Origin of the sequence: Chryseobacterium sp. YR221 (assembly GCF_900176315.1) — a bacterium.
In the GTDB taxonomy this organism is placed as follows: domain Bacteria; phylum Bacteroidota; class Bacteroidia; order Flavobacteriales; family Weeksellaceae; genus Chryseobacterium; species Chryseobacterium rhizosphaerae.
In genome coordinates this window covers 17262-36033 of record NZ_FWXM01000001.1, presented here as the reverse complement: position 1 = coordinate 36033, position 18772 = coordinate 17262, and the positions used below count along the sequence as shown (strand labels likewise).

The 18772-nt window shown below is 32.2% G+C and carries 12 protein-coding genes; 4 read left to right on the top strand and 8 right to left on the bottom strand.

What is annotated here, in order from left to right; all coding sequences use genetic code 11:
• Nucleotides 1-38: 38 nt before the first annotated feature.
• Entirely contained in the window at nt 39-1895 is a 1857-nt protein-coding gene (locus tag B8967_RS00160; RefSeq protein WP_084083775.1) for a M61 family metallopeptidase, read from the top strand.
• A 43-nt stretch (nt 1896-1938) separates the two neighbouring features.
• Here the strand turns inward: B8967_RS00160 and B8967_RS00155 are convergent, their stop codons facing one another.
• From B8967_RS00155 to B8967_RS00115, 8 genes are all read right to left on the bottom strand, one after another.
• Nucleotides 1939-2541 (bottom strand): porin family protein, encoded by a 603-nt coding sequence (locus tag B8967_RS00155; RefSeq protein WP_084083773.1) that lies wholly within the window; start codon nt 2539-2541, stop codon nt 1939-1941.
• 103 nt (nt 2542-2644) lie between these two features.
• A complete protein-coding gene (locus B8967_RS00150; RefSeq protein ID WP_084083771.1) occupies nt 2645-3571 on the bottom strand; it encodes a hypothetical protein in 927 nt (308 codons plus the stop codon).
• Nucleotides 3572-4082: 511 nt separating this feature from the next.
• Nucleotides 4083-4520 (bottom strand): hypothetical protein, encoded by a 438-nt coding sequence (locus tag B8967_RS00145; RefSeq protein ID WP_143330434.1) that lies wholly within the window; start codon nt 4518-4520, stop codon nt 4083-4085.
• A 63-nt stretch (nt 4521-4583) separates the two neighbouring features.
• Nucleotides 4584-4970 carry a hypothetical protein gene (locus B8967_RS00140; RefSeq protein WP_084083767.1) on the bottom strand — a complete coding sequence of 129 codons (387 nt, stop codon included), beginning with the start codon at nt 4968-4970 and terminating at the stop codon, nt 4584-4586.
• Between the two features lie 472 nt (nt 4971-5442).
• The gene (locus B8967_RS00130; protein ID WP_084083763.1) at nt 5443-5859 is read right to left on the bottom strand and encodes a hypothetical protein; all 417 of its coding nucleotides are present in this window, start codon (nt 5857-5859) and stop codon (nt 5443-5445) included.
• Nucleotides 5860-5863: 4 nt separating this feature from the next.
• Nucleotides 5864-12547, bottom strand: a complete 6684-nt coding sequence (locus B8967_RS00125; protein ID WP_084083761.1) for an RHS repeat-associated core domain-containing protein — start codon at nt 12545-12547, stop codon at nt 5864-5866.
• Nucleotides 12548-12583: 36 nt separating this feature from the next.
• Entirely contained in the window at nt 12584-13048 is a 465-nt protein-coding gene (locus B8967_RS00120) for a hypothetical protein (RefSeq protein ID WP_084083759.1), read from the bottom strand.
• Nucleotides 13049-13058: 10 nt separating this feature from the next.
• Nucleotides 13059-13907 (bottom strand): hypothetical protein, encoded by an 849-nt coding sequence (locus B8967_RS00115; protein WP_084083757.1) that lies wholly within the window; start codon nt 13905-13907, stop codon nt 13059-13061.
• Between the two features lie 566 nt (nt 13908-14473).
• On the opposite strand from B8967_RS00115, the gene B8967_RS00110 reads away from it, so the two are divergent.
• The 3 genes from B8967_RS00110 to B8967_RS00105 all read left to right on the top strand — a co-directional run bounded on the left by B8967_RS00110 (nt 14474) and on the right by B8967_RS00105 (nt 18691).
• Complete coding sequence (locus tag B8967_RS00110) at nt 14474-16219, top strand: helix-turn-helix domain-containing protein (RefSeq protein ID WP_143330433.1); 1746 nt, start codon at nt 14474-14476, stop codon at nt 16217-16219.
• A 126-nt stretch (nt 16220-16345) separates the two neighbouring features.
• Entirely contained in the window at nt 16346-16498 is a 153-nt protein-coding gene (locus B8967_RS22370) for a hypothetical protein (RefSeq protein ID WP_179140010.1), read from the top strand.
• A 9-nt stretch (nt 16499-16507) separates the two neighbouring features.
• Nucleotides 16508-18691: a prolyl oligopeptidase family serine peptidase gene (locus B8967_RS00105; protein ID WP_084083753.1), complete on the top strand. Its 2184-nt coding sequence runs from the start codon at nt 16508-16510 to the stop codon at nt 18689-18691.
• Nucleotides 18692-18772 lie beyond the last annotated feature (81 nt).

Genomic DNA, 18772 nt, shown 5'->3' with positions numbered 1-18772 from the left:
GCAAAAACAACAACTATTTAACTATAAAATTTAACCCAATGAGAAAAACAGCACTTAGCTTGGCTCTTTTTGCCGCTTTTTTAGCGAATGCCCAGTCTATAAAAACCACCATTGATCTCGTCAATGTAAAAGACGATAAAGTAGCCGTTACCATGGAGTTTCCAAAAATGAAATCCGGTGACATCAAGTTTCATTTTCCAAAGACCGTTCCGGGTACTTATTCGGAAGATGATTACGGAAGATTTATAGAAGGGATCAAATTTTATGACAACAAAGGAAAGGAACTTACCTATTCTAAAGTGGATGATAATACCTATTCACTAAAGAACGCTCAAAATTTAAATAAGATCACCTATCTGGTTAACGACAGTTTTGATGATGAAATGGATACTTCAAAGCATAAAGCTGTATTCTCACCTTCAGGAACCGATATTGAACAGGGAAAAATCTTTATGATCAATACCCATGGATTTATTGGATATATCGATAATATGCAGGATGTTCCCTATCAGCTGGTAATCCAAAAGCCTACTGATTTCTATGGAACTACCGCTTTGGTAGATCAGGATAAATCTGAATCTACAGATACTTTTACGTTGGCTAATTATGCTAAGGTAACTGATTCTCCACTGATGTATACCAAACCGGACTATATTACCTTCAATGCCGGTGGAATGGAGCTGGTATTGGGAGTGTATTCTCCAACAGGAAAATATAAAGCTGCCGATTTTAAGGAAAATCTGGAAAAAATGGTCATTGCCCAGAAAAAATTCCTGGGAGATATGAATACGAATAAAAAGTACGCTATCATGCTTTATCTTTCCGGAGGTGACGGCCCTAAAATTAAAGGGTTTGGAGCTTTGGAACACCATGAATCAACGAGTGTGGTACTTCCTGAAATGATGCCGAAAGATGCCATCGACAAAACTATTACCGATGTAGTATCTCATGAGTTCTTCCATACCGTGAATCCTTTGAAAACCCATTCTGAAGAGATCCACTATTTCAATTATGCAGATCCTAAAATGTCTCAGCATCTGTGGATGTATGAAGGAGGTACGGAATATTTTGCCAATTTATTCCAGATCCAGGAAGGGCTGATCACAAAAGATGAGTTTTTACAGAGAATTAACGAAAAAATCACCAATTCAAAGAATTATGATGATACCATGCCGTTTACGGTGATGAGTAAAAATGTACTGAAAGCACCTTATAAGGATCAGTACAGAAATGTTTATGAGAAAGGAGCCCTTCTAGCCATGTGTCTGGATATTGAGCTGAGAAAACTTTCCAACGGAGAGATGGGCTATCGTGATATGATCAGAAAATTATCTCAGAGATTTGGAGAGAACAAACCTTTCAAAGATGATAAATTAATTGATGAACTGGTAACGGTAACCGGATATCCTCAAGTGAAAGACTTTTACAATAAATACATTGCAGGCAACCAGCCAACCCCTTATGCTGAATATCTGAGCCAGGTAGGTGTAGAATTACAGAAACAAGAGACTCCTCCTATTTTCTGGTTTGTGAAAGATCCTAACCAAACCGGATACGATGAGAAAAACAATGCTTTTGTATTTGATGAAAGCTCTGCCCTATCCCCTTTTGCTACAAGTATCGGATTTAAAATCACTGATCAGGTTCTTGCGTTAGACGGCAAAACAATTAACGTTCAGAATATGCAGGACTTCATTAATTATGCTAAAACAATCAAGGAAGGACAAAATGTTTCCGTGACTGTTTTACGAGGTAATGGAGAAAAGAAAGAGAAAGTAGAATTGAAAGGAAAAGCGATTCTGGATAAACTGACGATGGAAATGCTTAAATACAAAGCCAATCCTAGTCCGGCAGAACTGAAACTGCAAAACCAATGGTTAACAGGTAAAAAATAAATAGAAAAAGCGAGGAAAATATTCCTCGCTTTTTTGTTACTTCTTACTTGAAAATAATAACCAGACCTAACTGGAAATTAGTGTTTTTTGAAGTTTCTCCTCCTCCATTTTTAACAATATCCGTTAAACCAGCAGTATAACGGGCATTAACGCCTAATTGGGAAGTAAATCTGTATCCTAAACCAATCCCGAGTCCGAAATTAAAAGTTTTTAATGAATCTTTATTGCTAGCCTTATAAGTGCTACCATTAATATCTCCTTTAGCCTGGGCATTGACCAGAAATCCAAATTCAGGACCTGCCTCAAGATAAAACTCAGGAGTGGCATTGTACTGAACCATTACAGGAACATTGATATAACTAAGATTTTGTTTCATATTGGTTATGGTATACCCTGCAAAGTCATAATTGTCTTTTACCTTTGCCCCCTGTTGGCTGTACACAACCTCCGGTTGAATACTGAATGCCTCAGAAATTGGGACATTTACCAATGCTCCGGCATAAAATCCAAACTTTGATTTGGTGTCATCTCCTGTTATGCTTGAAAGGTTACCTCCGGCCTTAATACCAAATTTTGGTCCGTCTGTAGATTGAGCGAATGTCATAGTTCCTATAGCTATGCATAAGCTTAGTAATTGTTTTTTCATATCATATGTTTTTTAAAAATTGTTTTTTAATAAAGCATCAGGATCAAACATTCCCGGTGCTATAATATTCTTTTAAGAATCTTTATCTCTAATACTTTTACTTCTAAAATTTATCCGCACGTTTTATTATTAATTTTTCGTCTTTCATGACAAACAATATCCAGATCCAGGCAACCAATCCCAATATAGAAGAAATAATAATATTCGTATAAAATACTTCTTTTACCGTTTCATTTGTTTGAAACTCCAGAATTGCCTGCTTTAAAGTAGAACCTTCTTTTATTAATAAAGCAAGTACTATCATAACATTTGCCATAATGATGCTTACAATGTTTGTCAGAAAAATGATATACTTTTTTAATGTACCTTCACGCCCTTTTAAAAAGCTGTATCCTATAGAAGCAAAAAAAGCAATAATAAGGGCCATTGCGGAGGCAATTCTTCCTAAATATACAGCAGATAAAACCCAAAGTATAATCCATGGAATTGAAAATATTACGGCACCAAAAAATCCTGTCAGATAATTTTTCTCCTTTGAAATTCTTAGTTTTTCAATTTCGTAGAATTTATTATTTGTTTCGTGAAAACAAGTGTCACAAAGTAATATTCCATTATCATTTAAGTTGTAATAGTTGATTTTTTGATTTGTTCCACAGCTATGACATTTGTATTGCTCCGGTATATTGAGTTTTTTGAAAAGATCGACTAAAAAGTCAAACAAGGTATAAACAGTCTTGAGTTTTGTGTAAATAAAGGTTTCTGAAAACTGGAATAAAATGCTGGTATCTCTAATTTCAAAACCTGTAAATTTTAACCTCTTTTTGTTGGTGACCAGTTCCGTATTGATCTGCAGCCATTTTTCTTCTGTCAGGTTTCCCGTAGTCACAGATACAAATTTGTATTGAGGGGTGCTTACCAGGCTTGCGTCTGAAACATTAAAAAAGTAACCTTTGTAAAGTCCGAATACACCGTCCTCAGTTTTGTACCAGCCAAGATCTCTGGCTATTTTTTTTGCTTTTGGAAAAATCATATGTGTTTATTTTGTCTTTCTTTAAAAAACAGGCGGCATGTTTTTATACCGCCTGAAATATTATTATGCTATGGCCTATCTAATTCCCTCTCTTATTTGAGGATCATTTCAACATTTAATAACATAATTTTTTTCATATTCACCTAGTTAAATTTGAGTCCTGATTCTTATAACATTCTTCAATTCTCTTGTAATACGAGTAACTCTCATACTTAAACTATAACGTTATACTATGTATAATACGAGCGATTTTTGAGTAGAGAAAAAATTCCATAAATAATTAATACGACCGTAAAAATATATCCACCCATGTTTTGTTCTTTTAAATAAAGACCGGAATCATTCGACTTATTCTCATAATTTTCTTTTTCCTTACTTAAGAAATAAAATCCTAAACCTATAATAATTAATCATATCCCAATCAAATAGTCCATATCTTATTTTTATTATTATTTTCTTAGCATCGTCAATATTTCTAATATAAGAGCTATATAATTTCTGCCAATAAAGTTTATTTCTTCAAAACCCAATGATTGGTAATAGCTGAATTCCATTCTTTAACTTGCCCGATCTTAATAGAATCTTTTTCTACAAGAAAGGACCTTTCATAACAATTAAAATACATTATGCTATCACCATTTATTATGTAACATTGATTACTATTCGGTAGCTTTTTAAAATACATTCCTTTTTTTATTTTAGCACGAACCTGCAAAAAATTCATTACGGTAATACCTTTATCTTTCTTTTGTGCATGTATCATCAAAGCTAAAGAACCTCCTTTTATTGGCATAATATCATAAATTTTTCCATGCAGACTTTCAGGAAAATATTCTTTTTCCATATAATTGACAAAAGAATTTGGAAAAAAAACACGTGATATAATATTTCCAATGATAAAAATTGAAAACATTGCTAAACCAATATATTGAAAATGTATTCTCTTCATATTTATATATTGTTGTTGATAATAGGACTGCTTAAATCTATGATTTTCTACAGCACTTTATAGTTAGTCACTATTTTTCACTCTTTTAAATATGAATTCTTTGTTAGTTTTAATTATTACTAGTGTATCACTATTTGCTCTCTTAATAATTTTAAAAGGAAGATTAACTTCTCTCCAAGATATGGGAAATTCATCATTTGCTAAACTTCTAGGTATTAAAAATTTTCTTTCCGCTAAACTTTTTGTATAATAAAAGAAATTATATTTTTTGTTAGCATACCACTTTTTTTTAATTTCAAATTCATATCCAATACCATAAGTTCCTTCACCTTCTATTGTTGTGTTAAATGAGTAGTCATTAAAATCAGGTAGATCTTTACCAATTTTATCCCTACAATTTAAAATTGCACAAAAGGGTATAACCATTACTAAAATCTTATGATAATTCATGCTATCTATTAATTTTCCGAAAATGTCTTAATAATTAAAAAGATTAATAATAGTATAGGAAACCAAATCGCTAATCCAGTTATCATATATGCTATTCTATATTCTTTATTACTAAATACTAGATTATCCAATTTATTTTTTCTTATAAATAATAAAATGAAAATAAAGAAAATTATAACGGTTATATATTTTACTAATTTTCCTTGTGGAGTAATACCAATTGTAATAGAGATTGTAGCAAAAATATTATTTAATTGTATAACGCTGTTAGGTATAAGTAGCAAATAATATACGAAAAAAAGAACTGTAAATATACTAATACCTTTCATGTAAGCATTATTATCATTATCATTTCTTCGTTTAAAAAATTGATACATAATATATGGAATACAAAAGAACCACTTCATATACTATTTTCTCAGAATCGTCAATATTTCTAATTTAAGAGTTATATAATTTCCGTCAATATCGTTTATTTTTTCAATACCCAACGATTGGTAATAGTTGAATTCCATTTTTCGATCTTACCTATTTTGATTGAATCTTCTGTAGAAAAAACATAACAGTCAAAATACATTATGCTATCTCCTTTTATAATATAGCATTTATTAGTATTAGATACTTTTTTAAAGTAAGTATATTTTTTACTACTGTTAAATACTACATTTGGATTTCTAATGGTTATTCCATCATCACCAGATTCAGTATGAATACTTAACGATATAGATCCTCCTTTTACAGAAACAAAATCATATATTTTACCCTTAATTTCTTTAGGAAAATATACAGATTTCATATGAGTAACAAATGAATTCGGATTTAAGTAGTTATAAATAATTATAACTATAAAAAGTAAAACAAAAATTGAATAGATAATATTTTTTTTCATCTTTTTATTTATAAAGAGTAGTATGCGTACGAGTCCACTGAGCTCCTCCCCCTAAACCAAAAGAGATGTTAAGTCCAGACCAAGACCTTTGAGATAAGTCAATCATTGATTTAAAGCCTGATTTATCAGAATTATAATCTTTAGGAGACCAAAAAGTACTAGCTCCTCCCCCTGACAATCCTTTAATATCAGAAGATATTGAAAATGTATACCCCGTATAGTCTTTAATTTTCAAATTGACATCATCAAAGTAATCACCTACAATACCATAAACACTATATGAACCTGCAATACCTACATTTCCTCTCTGTGCAATAAAACTTGTCCAACTTCCGGCATTTACACCATCAAGAAAAAATACAAATTCAATTGATTTTCCGCCTCCCATTATAAAAGTAAGATCTCCCCCAATTCCAACTCCTATTACATCAATATCTGGCAATGATTTATAAAGGTCATTTAAATTTATATCTAATTTACCAATATTATGTGGTATCTTCACAATTGCATTATATTTTTTTGTTGCATATTTAGCAATAACCTTATTGTTTTCATCAACAAATTTAATTCCTTTAAAGGAGATTTTATGCCCTAAATAATTAAAAGTAGTGACAATCAGTCCTTGCCCTGCGCCCATCCAAAAATTACCGCCCCCCAGTACAGAACCTACACCACCGCTTACAGCACCATTAAACAAAGCAAAACCGTCACTCCTTAGAATACTGTTTTCCCCAACATTATTTACTGCTAACCCCAACAAATCATTAGATATACTGGCAAAAGTTCCGCTTAATGCCCCACTCCAGAAGTTGCCTCCCTGCATATAGGAAAGAGTTCCCTGGGTAATGGCGTGTGCTCCTGCTTTTGCTACAATGGTCCAGTTACTCAGTGAATTGGCAATAGCTCCTCCGGCTTGAAATACAGCCCCAATTCCGGAAGCCACTGAAGCACTAACATATGAGGTAATTAGCCCCATATAAAACCTGTCAAAACTAAACGGGGTTTGAGTAATATACATATTAATTCCTTCTGAAACTACAGCTACTGCCAACGGCAGCCACCAGATAAACTCCCCACTCGGGTCATTATACATCATCGGGTTGTTCAGTACATATCCATACTTATTGTAGTTTTGGGTATTGGTTGGATCCTGTATATTTTCATCCGCATTTAAGAATCTTCTCAATAAAGGATCATACAATCTACCATTCATGTGGATGATACCCACTTCTGCAAAATGCTCATGGCTTGTGTATCCCCTGTCTACTAATAACGAAGCATTATCAATTATATTTTTATCTGTTACAATGGCTCCGTTTCCTATCTGAAGATGGGTAAAATTACCCCAGGCATCAAAATGTCTTTGCTCCAGCTTATTTCCCGCTTCATCACTGATGGCTAAGATGCTTCCAATATAATCTTTATGCAAAAATTTATAAGAACCGCTGCTCTCTGTAAAATCTTTTAAATATACAATATTAGATTCATAAGGTGTCCCTCCAATATAAATGAGATGCTTTTCTTTTCCTGTTGTATTGTCTCTTACCACTTCATAGCTGCCATTCTCACTATAAAATTTAGTAAACTTTCCTTCTCCATTTGTACTAAAGTTACCTCCATAGGTAACTCTTTGCCTCATACCGGAAAGTCCGTATTGGAAGGCAACATCACCTTTCATTCCATCAATGAATACAGGATCATTGTTTTCATTATAAACAATGCTTTGCACTAAATCATTGTTATAATTTTGAGCTCCTGCAGCATTAAGGGTCATGCCTGTTGGCTGATAGATTTTAGAAGAATTGTCAAATTTGATTTTTCCCACCTGATCATTTTCCAGAATTCTTCCTTTTGCATCATAAAGGTTACGGGTTGCATTCTGTACTTTAACTCCAGTTACGGGATTAGTCCAGTTGACTAAACGGTTATTATCATCATAGTCAAAGGATTCTACAACATTAAAATCACCACCTGTGGTTCTACTCTTAAGCTCATTTTTGATCGCATCAAATGTGTATGAGAGTTGTAGAATACCGGGTTTCACCTGTGAGGAATGATTGACACTCGTCAGGAAGCCATTAGTATTATAAACGTTATTAATATTAGCTGCTCCCAATTTGGCTTTAAGAAGCTGCCCATTGGCATTGGTTTCCTGAAGTTCCCACAAGATTTTACCTGAGATTTTGTCTTTTACCTGATAGAGCTCTCCATTCCATGCACTGTACACATTTTCTATTTGCACTTTAGTCAAAGCTCCCGAAGAATACAATTGCTTTTCATAAGATATTACTCTTGCCTTGTCGTCATACGCAATTCCTTTCTGAATGAAATATTTACCATTGCTACTTTCCGAGGACGATAACAGTCTTCCCTGTGGGTCATAAGAAACACTGGAACTATATGCTTTACCTTTGGAGATTCCGGAGTTGGAAATAAGCCTTCCTTTATCATCATACGAATAAGAAATGGTTTTATCAGTTGCTTGTCCGCCATCTGTTGTAGAAAGTTCTTTTTGAGTGATCAGTTGTCCTACATTATTATAGGTATATTCTTTGGTTCCTTTAGGGCTGGTGATTTTCTTAGGTTGTCCTAAACCATCATATTCATACTTATATAGTCCGTTAGAAGGATCATTGAATTCAGATTTCCTTCCCCAGGAGTCATATTTTGTAGTGATAATATTTTCGGCATATTGAGCCTTGATCTGTTCACCTGCGGCATTGTAAGAAAAGGTAATTGTACCCCCTTTATCTGTGGAAGATATTACATTTCCTAAAGCATCTGCTGTTTTGGTAGTGATTCTTCCGTAATCTGTAGGATTTGATTCTTTGACTGTTGTTGTTAATCCTGAGACACTGGTCTCCATTTGTTTTCCGGTGAAGGAAGTGGAGGTTATTTTAGCCGGAAATACGCTGTCATCATAGATAATTGTATTCCACTGGCTAGCACCTTGTCCTTCAAAAAAAGGTTCGGACTCTTTTATTTTCCTGCCTAAAATATCATATTGGGTAGCTTTCAAAACAAAATATCCTTGTCCAAAAGCCTTGGTTGAAGACGTAATATCCTGCCCTAATGTATTGGTGGTTTTCTTTGAAATATCCCCATCCGGATCGTATTGTGTAACGATCAAATTAGAGAAATAATCTTTTCCGTACTGATAAGTGGTAGTTCCTGCTAAATTAGTTTTAGAAGTTAATAATTTACCCCAATTATCATAAGTATTGGTAAGAATATTTCCTAAGGGGTCAACTTGGGTCAGAATCTGTCCCCAATCGTTGTATACAATACCGGTCTGTAATCCTAAGTTGTCTGTTTTTCTAATAACAAACCTTCCTTTGGAATCATAGTCTGCTTTAGTGGTCTGGGTTTGGGAATCAACACTGTTACTTACAGTTTTCTGAGTGATATTTCCAAAACCATCATAAATATAGGCTTCCTGTAAGTAACCTGTATTATCCCTGTTTTCTATTTTTAGGGTTTTTAACAGATTGTTTTCATAGGTATATTCTTCCTTAGCAGATTTGGTATCACCATAAGCTTGTACAATATCAGTTTTGATTTTTGGTTTCCCAATGCTATAGTTATTTCCCGGAGTAATATTGGATGGATAATATTCTAGTTCTGACCTTTTAATGTAAAAACCATCGTTGACGTTTGTTACAGATTTTTTAGGAAGATATAAATTATCATATTCTTCAACAGTATGAACAGTCTTTATATTTTTTAAGAAATCTTTAGATGTGGTAACATATGGGTTGATTGCAAGAACAATTTTAGGTTTATCTGTATTCGCAACTGTTGTCACAACATTCCCATTGAGAAGTTTATCTATTTTGTATTGATATTGTTTAAATGACAATAACTGAGTATTATCTAAAGAAATATCATTCGGAAATATTTTCATTTCATTCGTGGTTCTGACAGACCAATCTTTGTAGGGTAATCCTTCATTAACAGGGTTTATTTCGGAGCCATTCCAGACTTTAGTGTTCTCAAAACCACTGGCAAAGAATGTTGATCTGGCTGTTTGTCTGAAGCCAATTGTCCCTTTGCCATGTAAATGGCCAATCAGATCTCTGTATCTGAATTCCTGCTTTCTTTCTCCTTGAATAATCCTGGAAACAACATTATAATTACTATTTTTCGTAATATTTACATAAGGATAAACTACAGGACTTGTATTGAAGTAAGAAGTATAAATATCTCCACTACTTATTAAACTTGAATACTCAATATCTGTTTTAAGACCTCCCTGAATAATTGTTTTTATTTTGGAAACTACATTCAGCTTACTTCCCAAATCCCATGTAATTAATTTAGTTTTGTGAACAATGGTAAATTCTGTATTGAGCTGAGCTATCCGGAATGAACCAAATAAGGGAATGTAGTGTTCCCCATACATGGAATAATTTAAATCTTCTCCATCCCAATCAAGCTCTTTTGGGGCAATATTATATGCACTTGTAAAAATTGGTTTTCCATTGGCATCTACTCCGTCATTTCTTAAATAATTGAACCCATAGCTCGAATCCGGGTTATTAACGGCCAAATCTCTAAACCACTTTTGAGACTCGAAAATAATAAAATCACTTTTACCGTCTTTATTTAAGTCAGGAGTAGCATATGTCCTTACTGTATTTCTGTATTTTGTTCCTGCTCCCGTGTAATCCGGTTTGTATAAGAATAGATTGGAATAATATTCTTTTTTAAAGGCAGTGCCCGTAGAAATATACATTCTCCAATCTGATGAATCTTCTGCTATGGGGGCCATTATATCTGTTTTGCCATCTCCGTTAAAATCCCCTAAATAAAGTATATTGTTAAAAGATTCTTTTGATGTAGAAGAAATTTTTATAAAATCATTTTGAGCGTTTAATGAATAAACATTCAGCTCATTATTCTCTATTCTCAACAAATCCGATTTTCCATCCCCATTAAAATCTGAAACCGAGATCAAATCAAGCGTTTTATTTTCATCCAACTTCTTTATAATCCCATTTTTATAATCTATATATAAATTTGTCAGCCAGGTGACATCCATCCCACGAGGACATCTGATTCTTCTTCTTACATTGATTAACAGATCGGATATACCATCTCCATTAAAGTCACCTTCTTTTGAAGAAAGAGTTATTATGGGAGGAAAATTAAATTGTCCCCAACTATTACTGCAACTTGAATTTGACAGGGTAGGTATAATTGTTGAAAGGTCATAAGAAAGAGTTTGTTTATTTACAAAGCTATCTGTAACATCAAAACCACTAAACTGTAATTTTAAAGTCTTATTTAAATATTCTATTTTACCCGTTACAAGATTTTGTTGGGTATTGAGTATTCCATTTTCAATATAAGAGACTGCATTAAGCAAATCACCCTCATAATTAATTGTATAAAAATTCCCTGTGCCATCCAATCTCCCAAGCATTAAAGTATTTCCTTTAATAAAATCAAGTTTCCCATCTCCATTGAAATCACCGGAAACTTTTGCCTCATAAATATCATCAAATCTATTATCTTGCCTGAAAACATTGGTAACCTGAGGATCTGATTCATTTTCAAAAATTATCGGATTAGCACTTTCATCTTTTGAATTATATTCTCTTATTTTATTGATAAACTGATATTTTATATTATTATTTATATATTCTATAGCATATCTTTTAAACTGATTACCATTTGAACTTACCTTAATTCCTGATAAAAGTTTATCTTGTGTATATTTCAATCCCTGTACATAAGATTGTTCTGCTAAATCCCTGTTTATATAAGTAAAGTCGATTTTATTAAAATGGGGGTCATTTAGCTTTTCATTTCCTCCCCAAGCAATAGAAGAAATTCTTGACACACCACCATCTACACCTCTGAAACCTGAGCTCATTGTATAGTCATAAGCGTATGTTATATAATTCCCTTGAACATCTTTCCATTTCGTAATATTATATTCTAGTGCCGGAGTTCCAAATCCGTTAGAACTATTAGTAAATGTTTTTTCATACATAGCCTGAGAACCATCCTCAAAAGTAATTTCCCAATAATCAGGTCCTGAAATATTTTGACTACTTCCAACTGATCTTATTTTGATATTAGAATATTTCTCAGTAACATATTCCGCCCCATCTTTTCCATATTCACCGGATTTCAGGATCAACCTTTGTCCATTGAAACTGTAATAATCAGAATAATCCAATTGAACTCCCTTAACCTCTCCATCTTTTTCAATATTCTTTCCTATTCTAGAAATAGCGGTAAGGCCAGATAAATTCCAGGCATAGCCAGCAATTCCATTTTCTGCGCCACTGGTATAAACAAGGTTGATCTGTGGAGCTACACTTTTCACCCCGGGAGGTAATGCAATGGGTAAAGTAAATTGTAATTGCCCAGCTCCGTTAACCTCAATATTCCCTTTGGTATCATGAAAACTCTGGCCTCCAGGGGCAGATGATGTACCGCTTGGGTTATTGGCCCCGGCATTAGAGTCTACAGGTCCACCTCCTGAATTTTCTGTAGAAGGACCAATTTTAGCTATAAAGGGATTGGAAACATCTGATTTAGCATGAAATCCCTGTGCAAGTACCACAGCCTGCGGATCCTGAACTGTACGGGATGTACTTTCTGCCTGATACAGTATGGTCTGTGAAAAGCCCAATACCGAACACAAGGACAGTATAAATGATAAAATAAATTTCATATTTGTTGTTTTTTGTAAATTGTCCTGGTTAAAGGTTTATCGTTTTGTAATATTTCTGCTAAATATCCTTCCATCTTTTAGGGTAAAACGTACTATATATACTCCCCAATCATAGCCTGTCATATTAATCTTAAGCTGTTTATTCAGATTAGGTAGATTCTGCTGCTGGAATTTCCAGTGAACAGTGCTGTGCTGATACAATGAAACAGATTCTATTAATCCGTCTACTTGTTCTGTCCAGTCTATGGTCAAAACATCATTTACAGGAACAGGATACAGCCTGATTTGTTTCCAGAAAGTAGCTTCATCCATGATTTGAGATTCTGGCTGAGTTTGGGCTACAGAAACTGTTTTTGCTGGTTCTTCTACTGTCTTGCCTGCAGAATTTGTTCCTCTGTATCTTTGGTTACCGGCTTCATCATATTTAAAATACACTTCAGTTTGAGAAAAACCAAAGAAGCCTATAAGTAAAGAAAATATTGAAAATAATTTTGTTTTCATCGGGGGTGTTTTATTTTTGATTGGAAAGAATTTGCAGTACTTGTTTTTTCAACTCCTTAAGTTCTTCGGCTTGCTGTTTAAGTTGCTCTTCCTGAGATTTTATCTGTTTATTCTGTTCAATAGAATAAAGAGTGAGCTCTTCTATTTTCTCCAACAGCTTAGCGTCCATTTCTCCTAAATTAATTCCTTCTTTTTCTACTTCTTTTGCGGATGGGATGTTTGGTAAATGTCCTTTTTCTGAAATGTGTTTCTCTACTTCTTCTAATGTATTGAGTTTGTAATCTTTTTTGAATACATAGTCTGCCCAACCATTGACAGCAGGGTTTTCAACTTTTACCTGCTCTGCCTTTATTCCTTTTTTCACATAAAAAATAAAATTGGGATCATTATCATACTGATCTGTACCCACGGCTACTTTTCCTGTATTGAAAAGAACCAATAAACTTTTATGGACTGCATCAGAGAAACGAACCCTTGTGATTCCCGGTGAGTTGGGAGTAGAAACATCAGAGATGCCATCAGTAGCATTATCATTATCCATATGGATATTCAGATTATTCCCACTTAATAGCCTCATTACAGCATCATTAGGCTGAGCCCATCCGGAATAACAATGATTACATGGCGCAAGTGCCAATTGTAGGATTCCAGTTCCAGGAATTCCACTTCCGATATTGATACTTTGTCCTTCAAGTTTGAAAGTCTGCTGGTTATTCAGTTTGAAAACAAGCGGTTTGTCATCTGTTGTCCCTATAAAGTTGGTTGAAGGGCTTGTTCCTGAATTTCCTGTAGTGTTCCATGTTTGTGCAGATGTAAGTATTGAAACCAATAAGGTGAGCGATAGTAATTTAATTTTCATATTTGTGTATGTATTAAGTATTTATGTTTTAAATTTTTCTGCAAAAATATATTGTCAATGCGACAAAACCCGACGTGTTAAAAATGAATTGCATTTTTTATCTATTTTATTAATAAATAAGCTTCGTTTTGATCTTCACCGATTTAATGACATCTGTACAACATTTTAAATTTTAAACTTACAATTGTTGTTAATATTCCTCAAGAGAATTATAGAAATTTAATTCTCATTTGTAGAGTGTATTAAGTTTATATTGTTGAGTTTTAAAACCTGTTTAATTTATTTTATCAAATATAATCTCTGATATGAGATTTTGTGAAAGAGCATTTTATATTTTGTTCTATAACAGATCCAAAAAATAAATCGCTGTACTTTATCTGGAACAAAAATGCATTTGATTCTTTTAGTCCGCAAGAAAAGTATATCGAGATTTATAAATTCAGGGATAAATATATATTGAATTTATAAATATAGACAGAGCAATTATTATTCAAATTATTGGTTTTCAATATTATAATAATAAATATTCATTTTATAGTGAAAAAATAATCTTAAAATATGTACTTTTGTATATTGAAACACATATGCGAAGAAAATTCCTTATTTACCTGTTGGCTCTTAGTCAGAATTTATACTTTTCCCAAAGTATAAAAGGATTTAGCATTCCGGATTCTTTACAAAATAAAAGTTTTGAATACTTAGAAAAATCGTTCTATAAAACCGTTTATTCAAATAAAATAAAAGCTGAAACTTATGCTAATACCATACTAATAAAAGGTAAAACAAGTAAAAGTAGTGAGAAAATTGCTGGTGGATATGAGTGTTTGTATAAAATAAGTAATGATCGGCAGGCTCTTTTATATATAGACAGTATGATTAGTGTAACAAAAAAAATACAAAATCCCCAATATTTATCAGAAGCATACCGCTATAAAGGAGTTTATTATTATTACGCTGCTGATTATGCAAAATCATTAGATAATTACTTAATAGCCAGAAGTTATGCTAAGAGAGAAGGAGAAATTTATAATAATATCAATTCCTGTATAGGTTTATTAAAGCTTGAATTACAGGATTATCCTGAAGCTTTAAAATTATTGTTGGGCTATAAAAATTATTTAGAAAAGAATAATTTCACAAGTCATATCAATTACGAGAAGTGCTTATATAATTTGGCATATGCTTATCATGTAAGTAATAAATTAGATTCTTCAAATTACTATGCCCAACGTGGACTTGAAAAAAATTTAAAAAGCAAAGATCAGGATCTATATGCCTCCTTATTATTAGTTTCAGGCATTAATACGTTCAAACAAGGAAAACCTAAATTAGCTTTACCCATTTTGGATGAAGCCAACAACCTATTTACAAAAAATCCAAACAATGTCCAAAATATAGCCTTAAGTGAATATTATATAGGAAAAATTTTATATAATATGAATGATAAAAAGTTTATAAATCGATTTGAAAAGGTAGATTCTATTATTATTGCAAGTAAAAATGTTTCCTATGAACTACGAAATACTTATCCACTTTTAATTGATTATTATAAAAAAACAGGAGATAAAGAAAAACAATTATTTTACATTGAGCATCTACTATCTGTAGATAGTATTTTAAATAAAAACAACAGCATTTTATCAACAGAAATTAATAAGAAATACGATACCCCACTTCTGCTTAATGAAAAAGAAAATTTAATTGCTGATTTACACTTTAAGAATTACACTTTATTTTGGTTGCTGGGAATAGGCGGATTACTTATAGGAGGCTTGTTTTTTTTACAAATAAGAAATAGAAAAAAAATAAGACGGTATCAATTTAAAGCGAACTTATTAACGAAAAATCTATATATAAAGGAAGTTATTTCAGAATTTGAAGAGTCACATAAAATATCATCCCCCTTATTAACACAAAAAAATGAAAAATCTAAGCTGTTAAATTTACCTGACACTAAAATCAAACAGCTTAGAATACAATTAGAAGAATTTGAAAACAATAAACGTTTTTTAGATAAAGCAATCAATCTAGATTTTTTATCCAAAGAGCTTAATACAAACAGAGCCTACTTATCAAAATTGGTAAACGAATTGAAAGGGCAAAACTTCTCTCAGTATCTTAATGAATTAAGAATTAATTATATTATCGAAGAATTAAAGAAAAATAAAAATTTACAAAAATTTACGATAGCTGCTATTGCGGATGAAGCAGGATACAATAATGTGGACTCTTTTACTAATGCGTTTAAAAAAATTACAAATACTTTACCTTCCTATTTTATAAAAGCCTTAAAAGAAAAAGAAAAATCATGATTTTCTTACTTATCATATAATCAATAAATTAAAATCTGTACGGAATTTATAAATTTCGGCAAATAATTCTTGAATAATTATATATTAATTTCGTTATTCGCAAGATAAATAAAGACAACAAATAAGATGAAACAGAAAAAACAAACAGAAAAAAAGCTATCCCTGAAAAAACTACAAATGGTTAAGATTAATAATCCTCAAACAATAAAAGGAGGTAACGGTGTGAATGATTATAATGGAGATGACACAACAGGTACAGGTACAGGTAGAACAAGATAAATTTATATAATGACATATCAACCTATTTTCATATTTTTTGTCTACTTTGTTTTTGGTATGATGAATGCTCAAAAAACAAATTTAGCTCCGTCAAAATCTATAACGGAAGACTATTTTGGAACTAAGATTATAGATGAGTTTAGAAATTTAGAAAATTTAAAAGACCCTTCAGTTATTAATTGGATGCAATCTCAAACCAATTATTCAGATTCAGTCCTTTATAAAATTCCCAATAGAGAATATTATATTAATAAAAGAATCGAGTTTGATCAGCGACAATCATTTTCAGTAGATAAAATTAATATTACGGAAAATAATTTTTGTTTTTATTTAAAAAAGAAACCTGATGAAAATACCGCAAAATTATATTACAGAAAAGGATTTAAAGGTATAGAAACAGAAATTTTCAATCCTGAAAATTACAATCTGAAGTCCCGTAAAAAATACTTAATTAATTATATTAAACCTAATTATGATGGCTCTAAGGTAGTTATCGCCTTAACGGAAAGTGGAAAAGAAATTTCTGAAATGGTTATCTATGATTTAAAATCCAATAAAATACTTCCTGATCTTATTACAAATTGTTGGCCAACGAACGGTGGTGGTATTTCTTGGCTTCCAGACAATAACAGCTTCGTCTATCTTCAATTTCCTATTACAGATCCAAATTCTAATCTGTTTATGAAAAATATGCAGGCTGTTGTTTATAAAATAGGACAAAATCCGAAAGAACTAAATGTTATATTATCAAAAAAAAACAATCCTAATTTAAAGATAAACTCTGAAGATTATCCTATAGTAAAACTTCCTACAAAAGAAAGTCAATACCTCTTTGGCTATAGAGCAGGAGCTACAAATTTTAATGATACATATTTCACACCAGTTAGTCTCATCAATGAAAAATATCAATGGAAGCTACTGTTTCCTAAAGAAGAAAAAATTAATGGTTTTATTGTAGAAAATGATAGTATAATCTATATATCAGAGAAAAACGGAATTAATGCAGTTTATTGTACATCACTGAAAAATCCGGATTTTAAAAATTCTAATATACTAATCCCCAGTATACCTAATGAAGTAATTAATGGACTTTATCAAATCAAAACCGGTTTTGTCTTTAGCAGTTCAAGAAATGGTGTAGAAGCTAAATTATACCTTTATCAAAATAGTAAAATTGAAAACCTGATATTACCATTTCCTTCAGGTGATATTACGGTAACTACTCAAAATAATTACTCCGATAACTTCTGGATAAATTGTACAGGATGGAAAAACAATGATGAGTATTTTAGATTTGACCAATTAACAAAAAAATTCATTCCTGAAAATCTGGCTCCGGTTGTAGAATATCCTGAATTCAAAGATATTATAGTAAAAGAAATAACTGTCAAGTCTCATGACGGACAAGATATTCCTCTTTCCATACTATGTAGAAAAGACATTCAGAAAGATAAAAACAATCCTCTTCTGATTGATGCCTATGGAGCTTATGGAATCAATAATAGTCCTTTTTTAGATATGACATTTATGCTTTGGGCACTAAAAGGTGGAATTGTTGCAATTGCTCATGTAAGAGGAGGTGCAGAGAAGGGTGAATCATGGCATTTAGGAGGTTTTAAGGATACTAAACCAAATTCTTGGAAGGATTTGATATCCTGTGCTGAGTATATGATCCATGAAAATTATACATCTAAAGATAAAATAGCCATTTGGGGACAAAGTGCGGGAGGGATTACTATAGGAAGAGCTATGACTGAAAGACCTGATCTATTCAAAGTTGCCATTATAACGGCAGGAATATTAAATACCCTAAGAATTGAGGCAATGCCAAATGGATTGAATAGTGTAAAAGAATTCGGTTCTAAAGATATTGAATCTGAGTTCAAGGCTTTATATGAAATGGATGCTTACCAGCATATTAAAAAAAGCATTAAATATCCTGCGACCTTTATTACTACTGGAATCAATGATCCTCGAGTAGCTCCTTGGATGCCTGTTAAATTTGCAGCAAAATTACAAATGGATAATATATCTGATAATACTATATTACTTAAAGTAGACTATAAAGGCGGACACGGTGGACGTGACCAGCTTCTAAAACAAAAATATTCAAATTTAGCTGATGTTTTCTCTTTTGCTTTCTGGCAGCTTGGTCATCCGGATTACCAACCTAAAGAAAACATAAAAAAGTAATACCTTATTTTCCTTATTAATTTTTTGATGAATATGTTTTCCGTATTCATCTTATTTTCATGCAGGAAATTTCAGGAAGAT

Coding starts and splice junctions, on each gene's coding strand:
- B8967_RS00160 (WP_084083775.1), top strand. CDS start 39: ATGAGAAAAACAGCACTTAGCTTGGCTCTTTTTGCCGCTTTTTTAGCG.
- B8967_RS00155 (WP_084083773.1), bottom strand. CDS start 2,541: ATGAAAAAACAATTACTAAGCTTATGCATAGCTATAGGAACTATGACA.
- B8967_RS00150 (WP_084083771.1), bottom strand. CDS start 3,571: ATGATTTTTCCAAAAGCAAAAAAAATAGCCAGAGATCTTGGCTGGTAC.
- B8967_RS00145 (WP_143330434.1), bottom strand. CDS start 4,520: ATGAAGAGAATACATTTTCAATATATTGGTTTAGCAATGTTTTCAATT.
- B8967_RS00140 (WP_084083767.1), bottom strand. CDS start 4,970: ATGAATTATCATAAGATTTTAGTAATGGTTATACCCTTTTGTGCAATT.
- B8967_RS00130 (WP_084083763.1), bottom strand. CDS start 5,859: ATGAAAAAAAATATTATCTATTCAATTTTTGTTTTACTTTTTATAGTT.
- B8967_RS00125 (WP_084083761.1), bottom strand. CDS start 12,547: ATGAAATTTATTTTATCATTTATACTGTCCTTGTGTTCGGTATTGGGC.
- B8967_RS00120 (WP_084083759.1), bottom strand. CDS start 13,048: ATGAAAACAAAATTATTTTCAATATTTTCTTTACTTATAGGCTTCTTT.
- B8967_RS00115 (WP_084083757.1), bottom strand. CDS start 13,907: ATGAAAATTAAATTACTATCGCTCACCTTATTGGTTTCAATACTTACA.
- B8967_RS22370 (WP_179140010.1), top strand. CDS start 16,346: ATGAAACAGAAAAAACAAACAGAAAAAAAGCTATCCCTGAAAAAACTA.
- B8967_RS00105 (WP_084083753.1), top strand. CDS start 16,508: ATGACATATCAACCTATTTTCATATTTTTTGTCTACTTTGTTTTTGGT.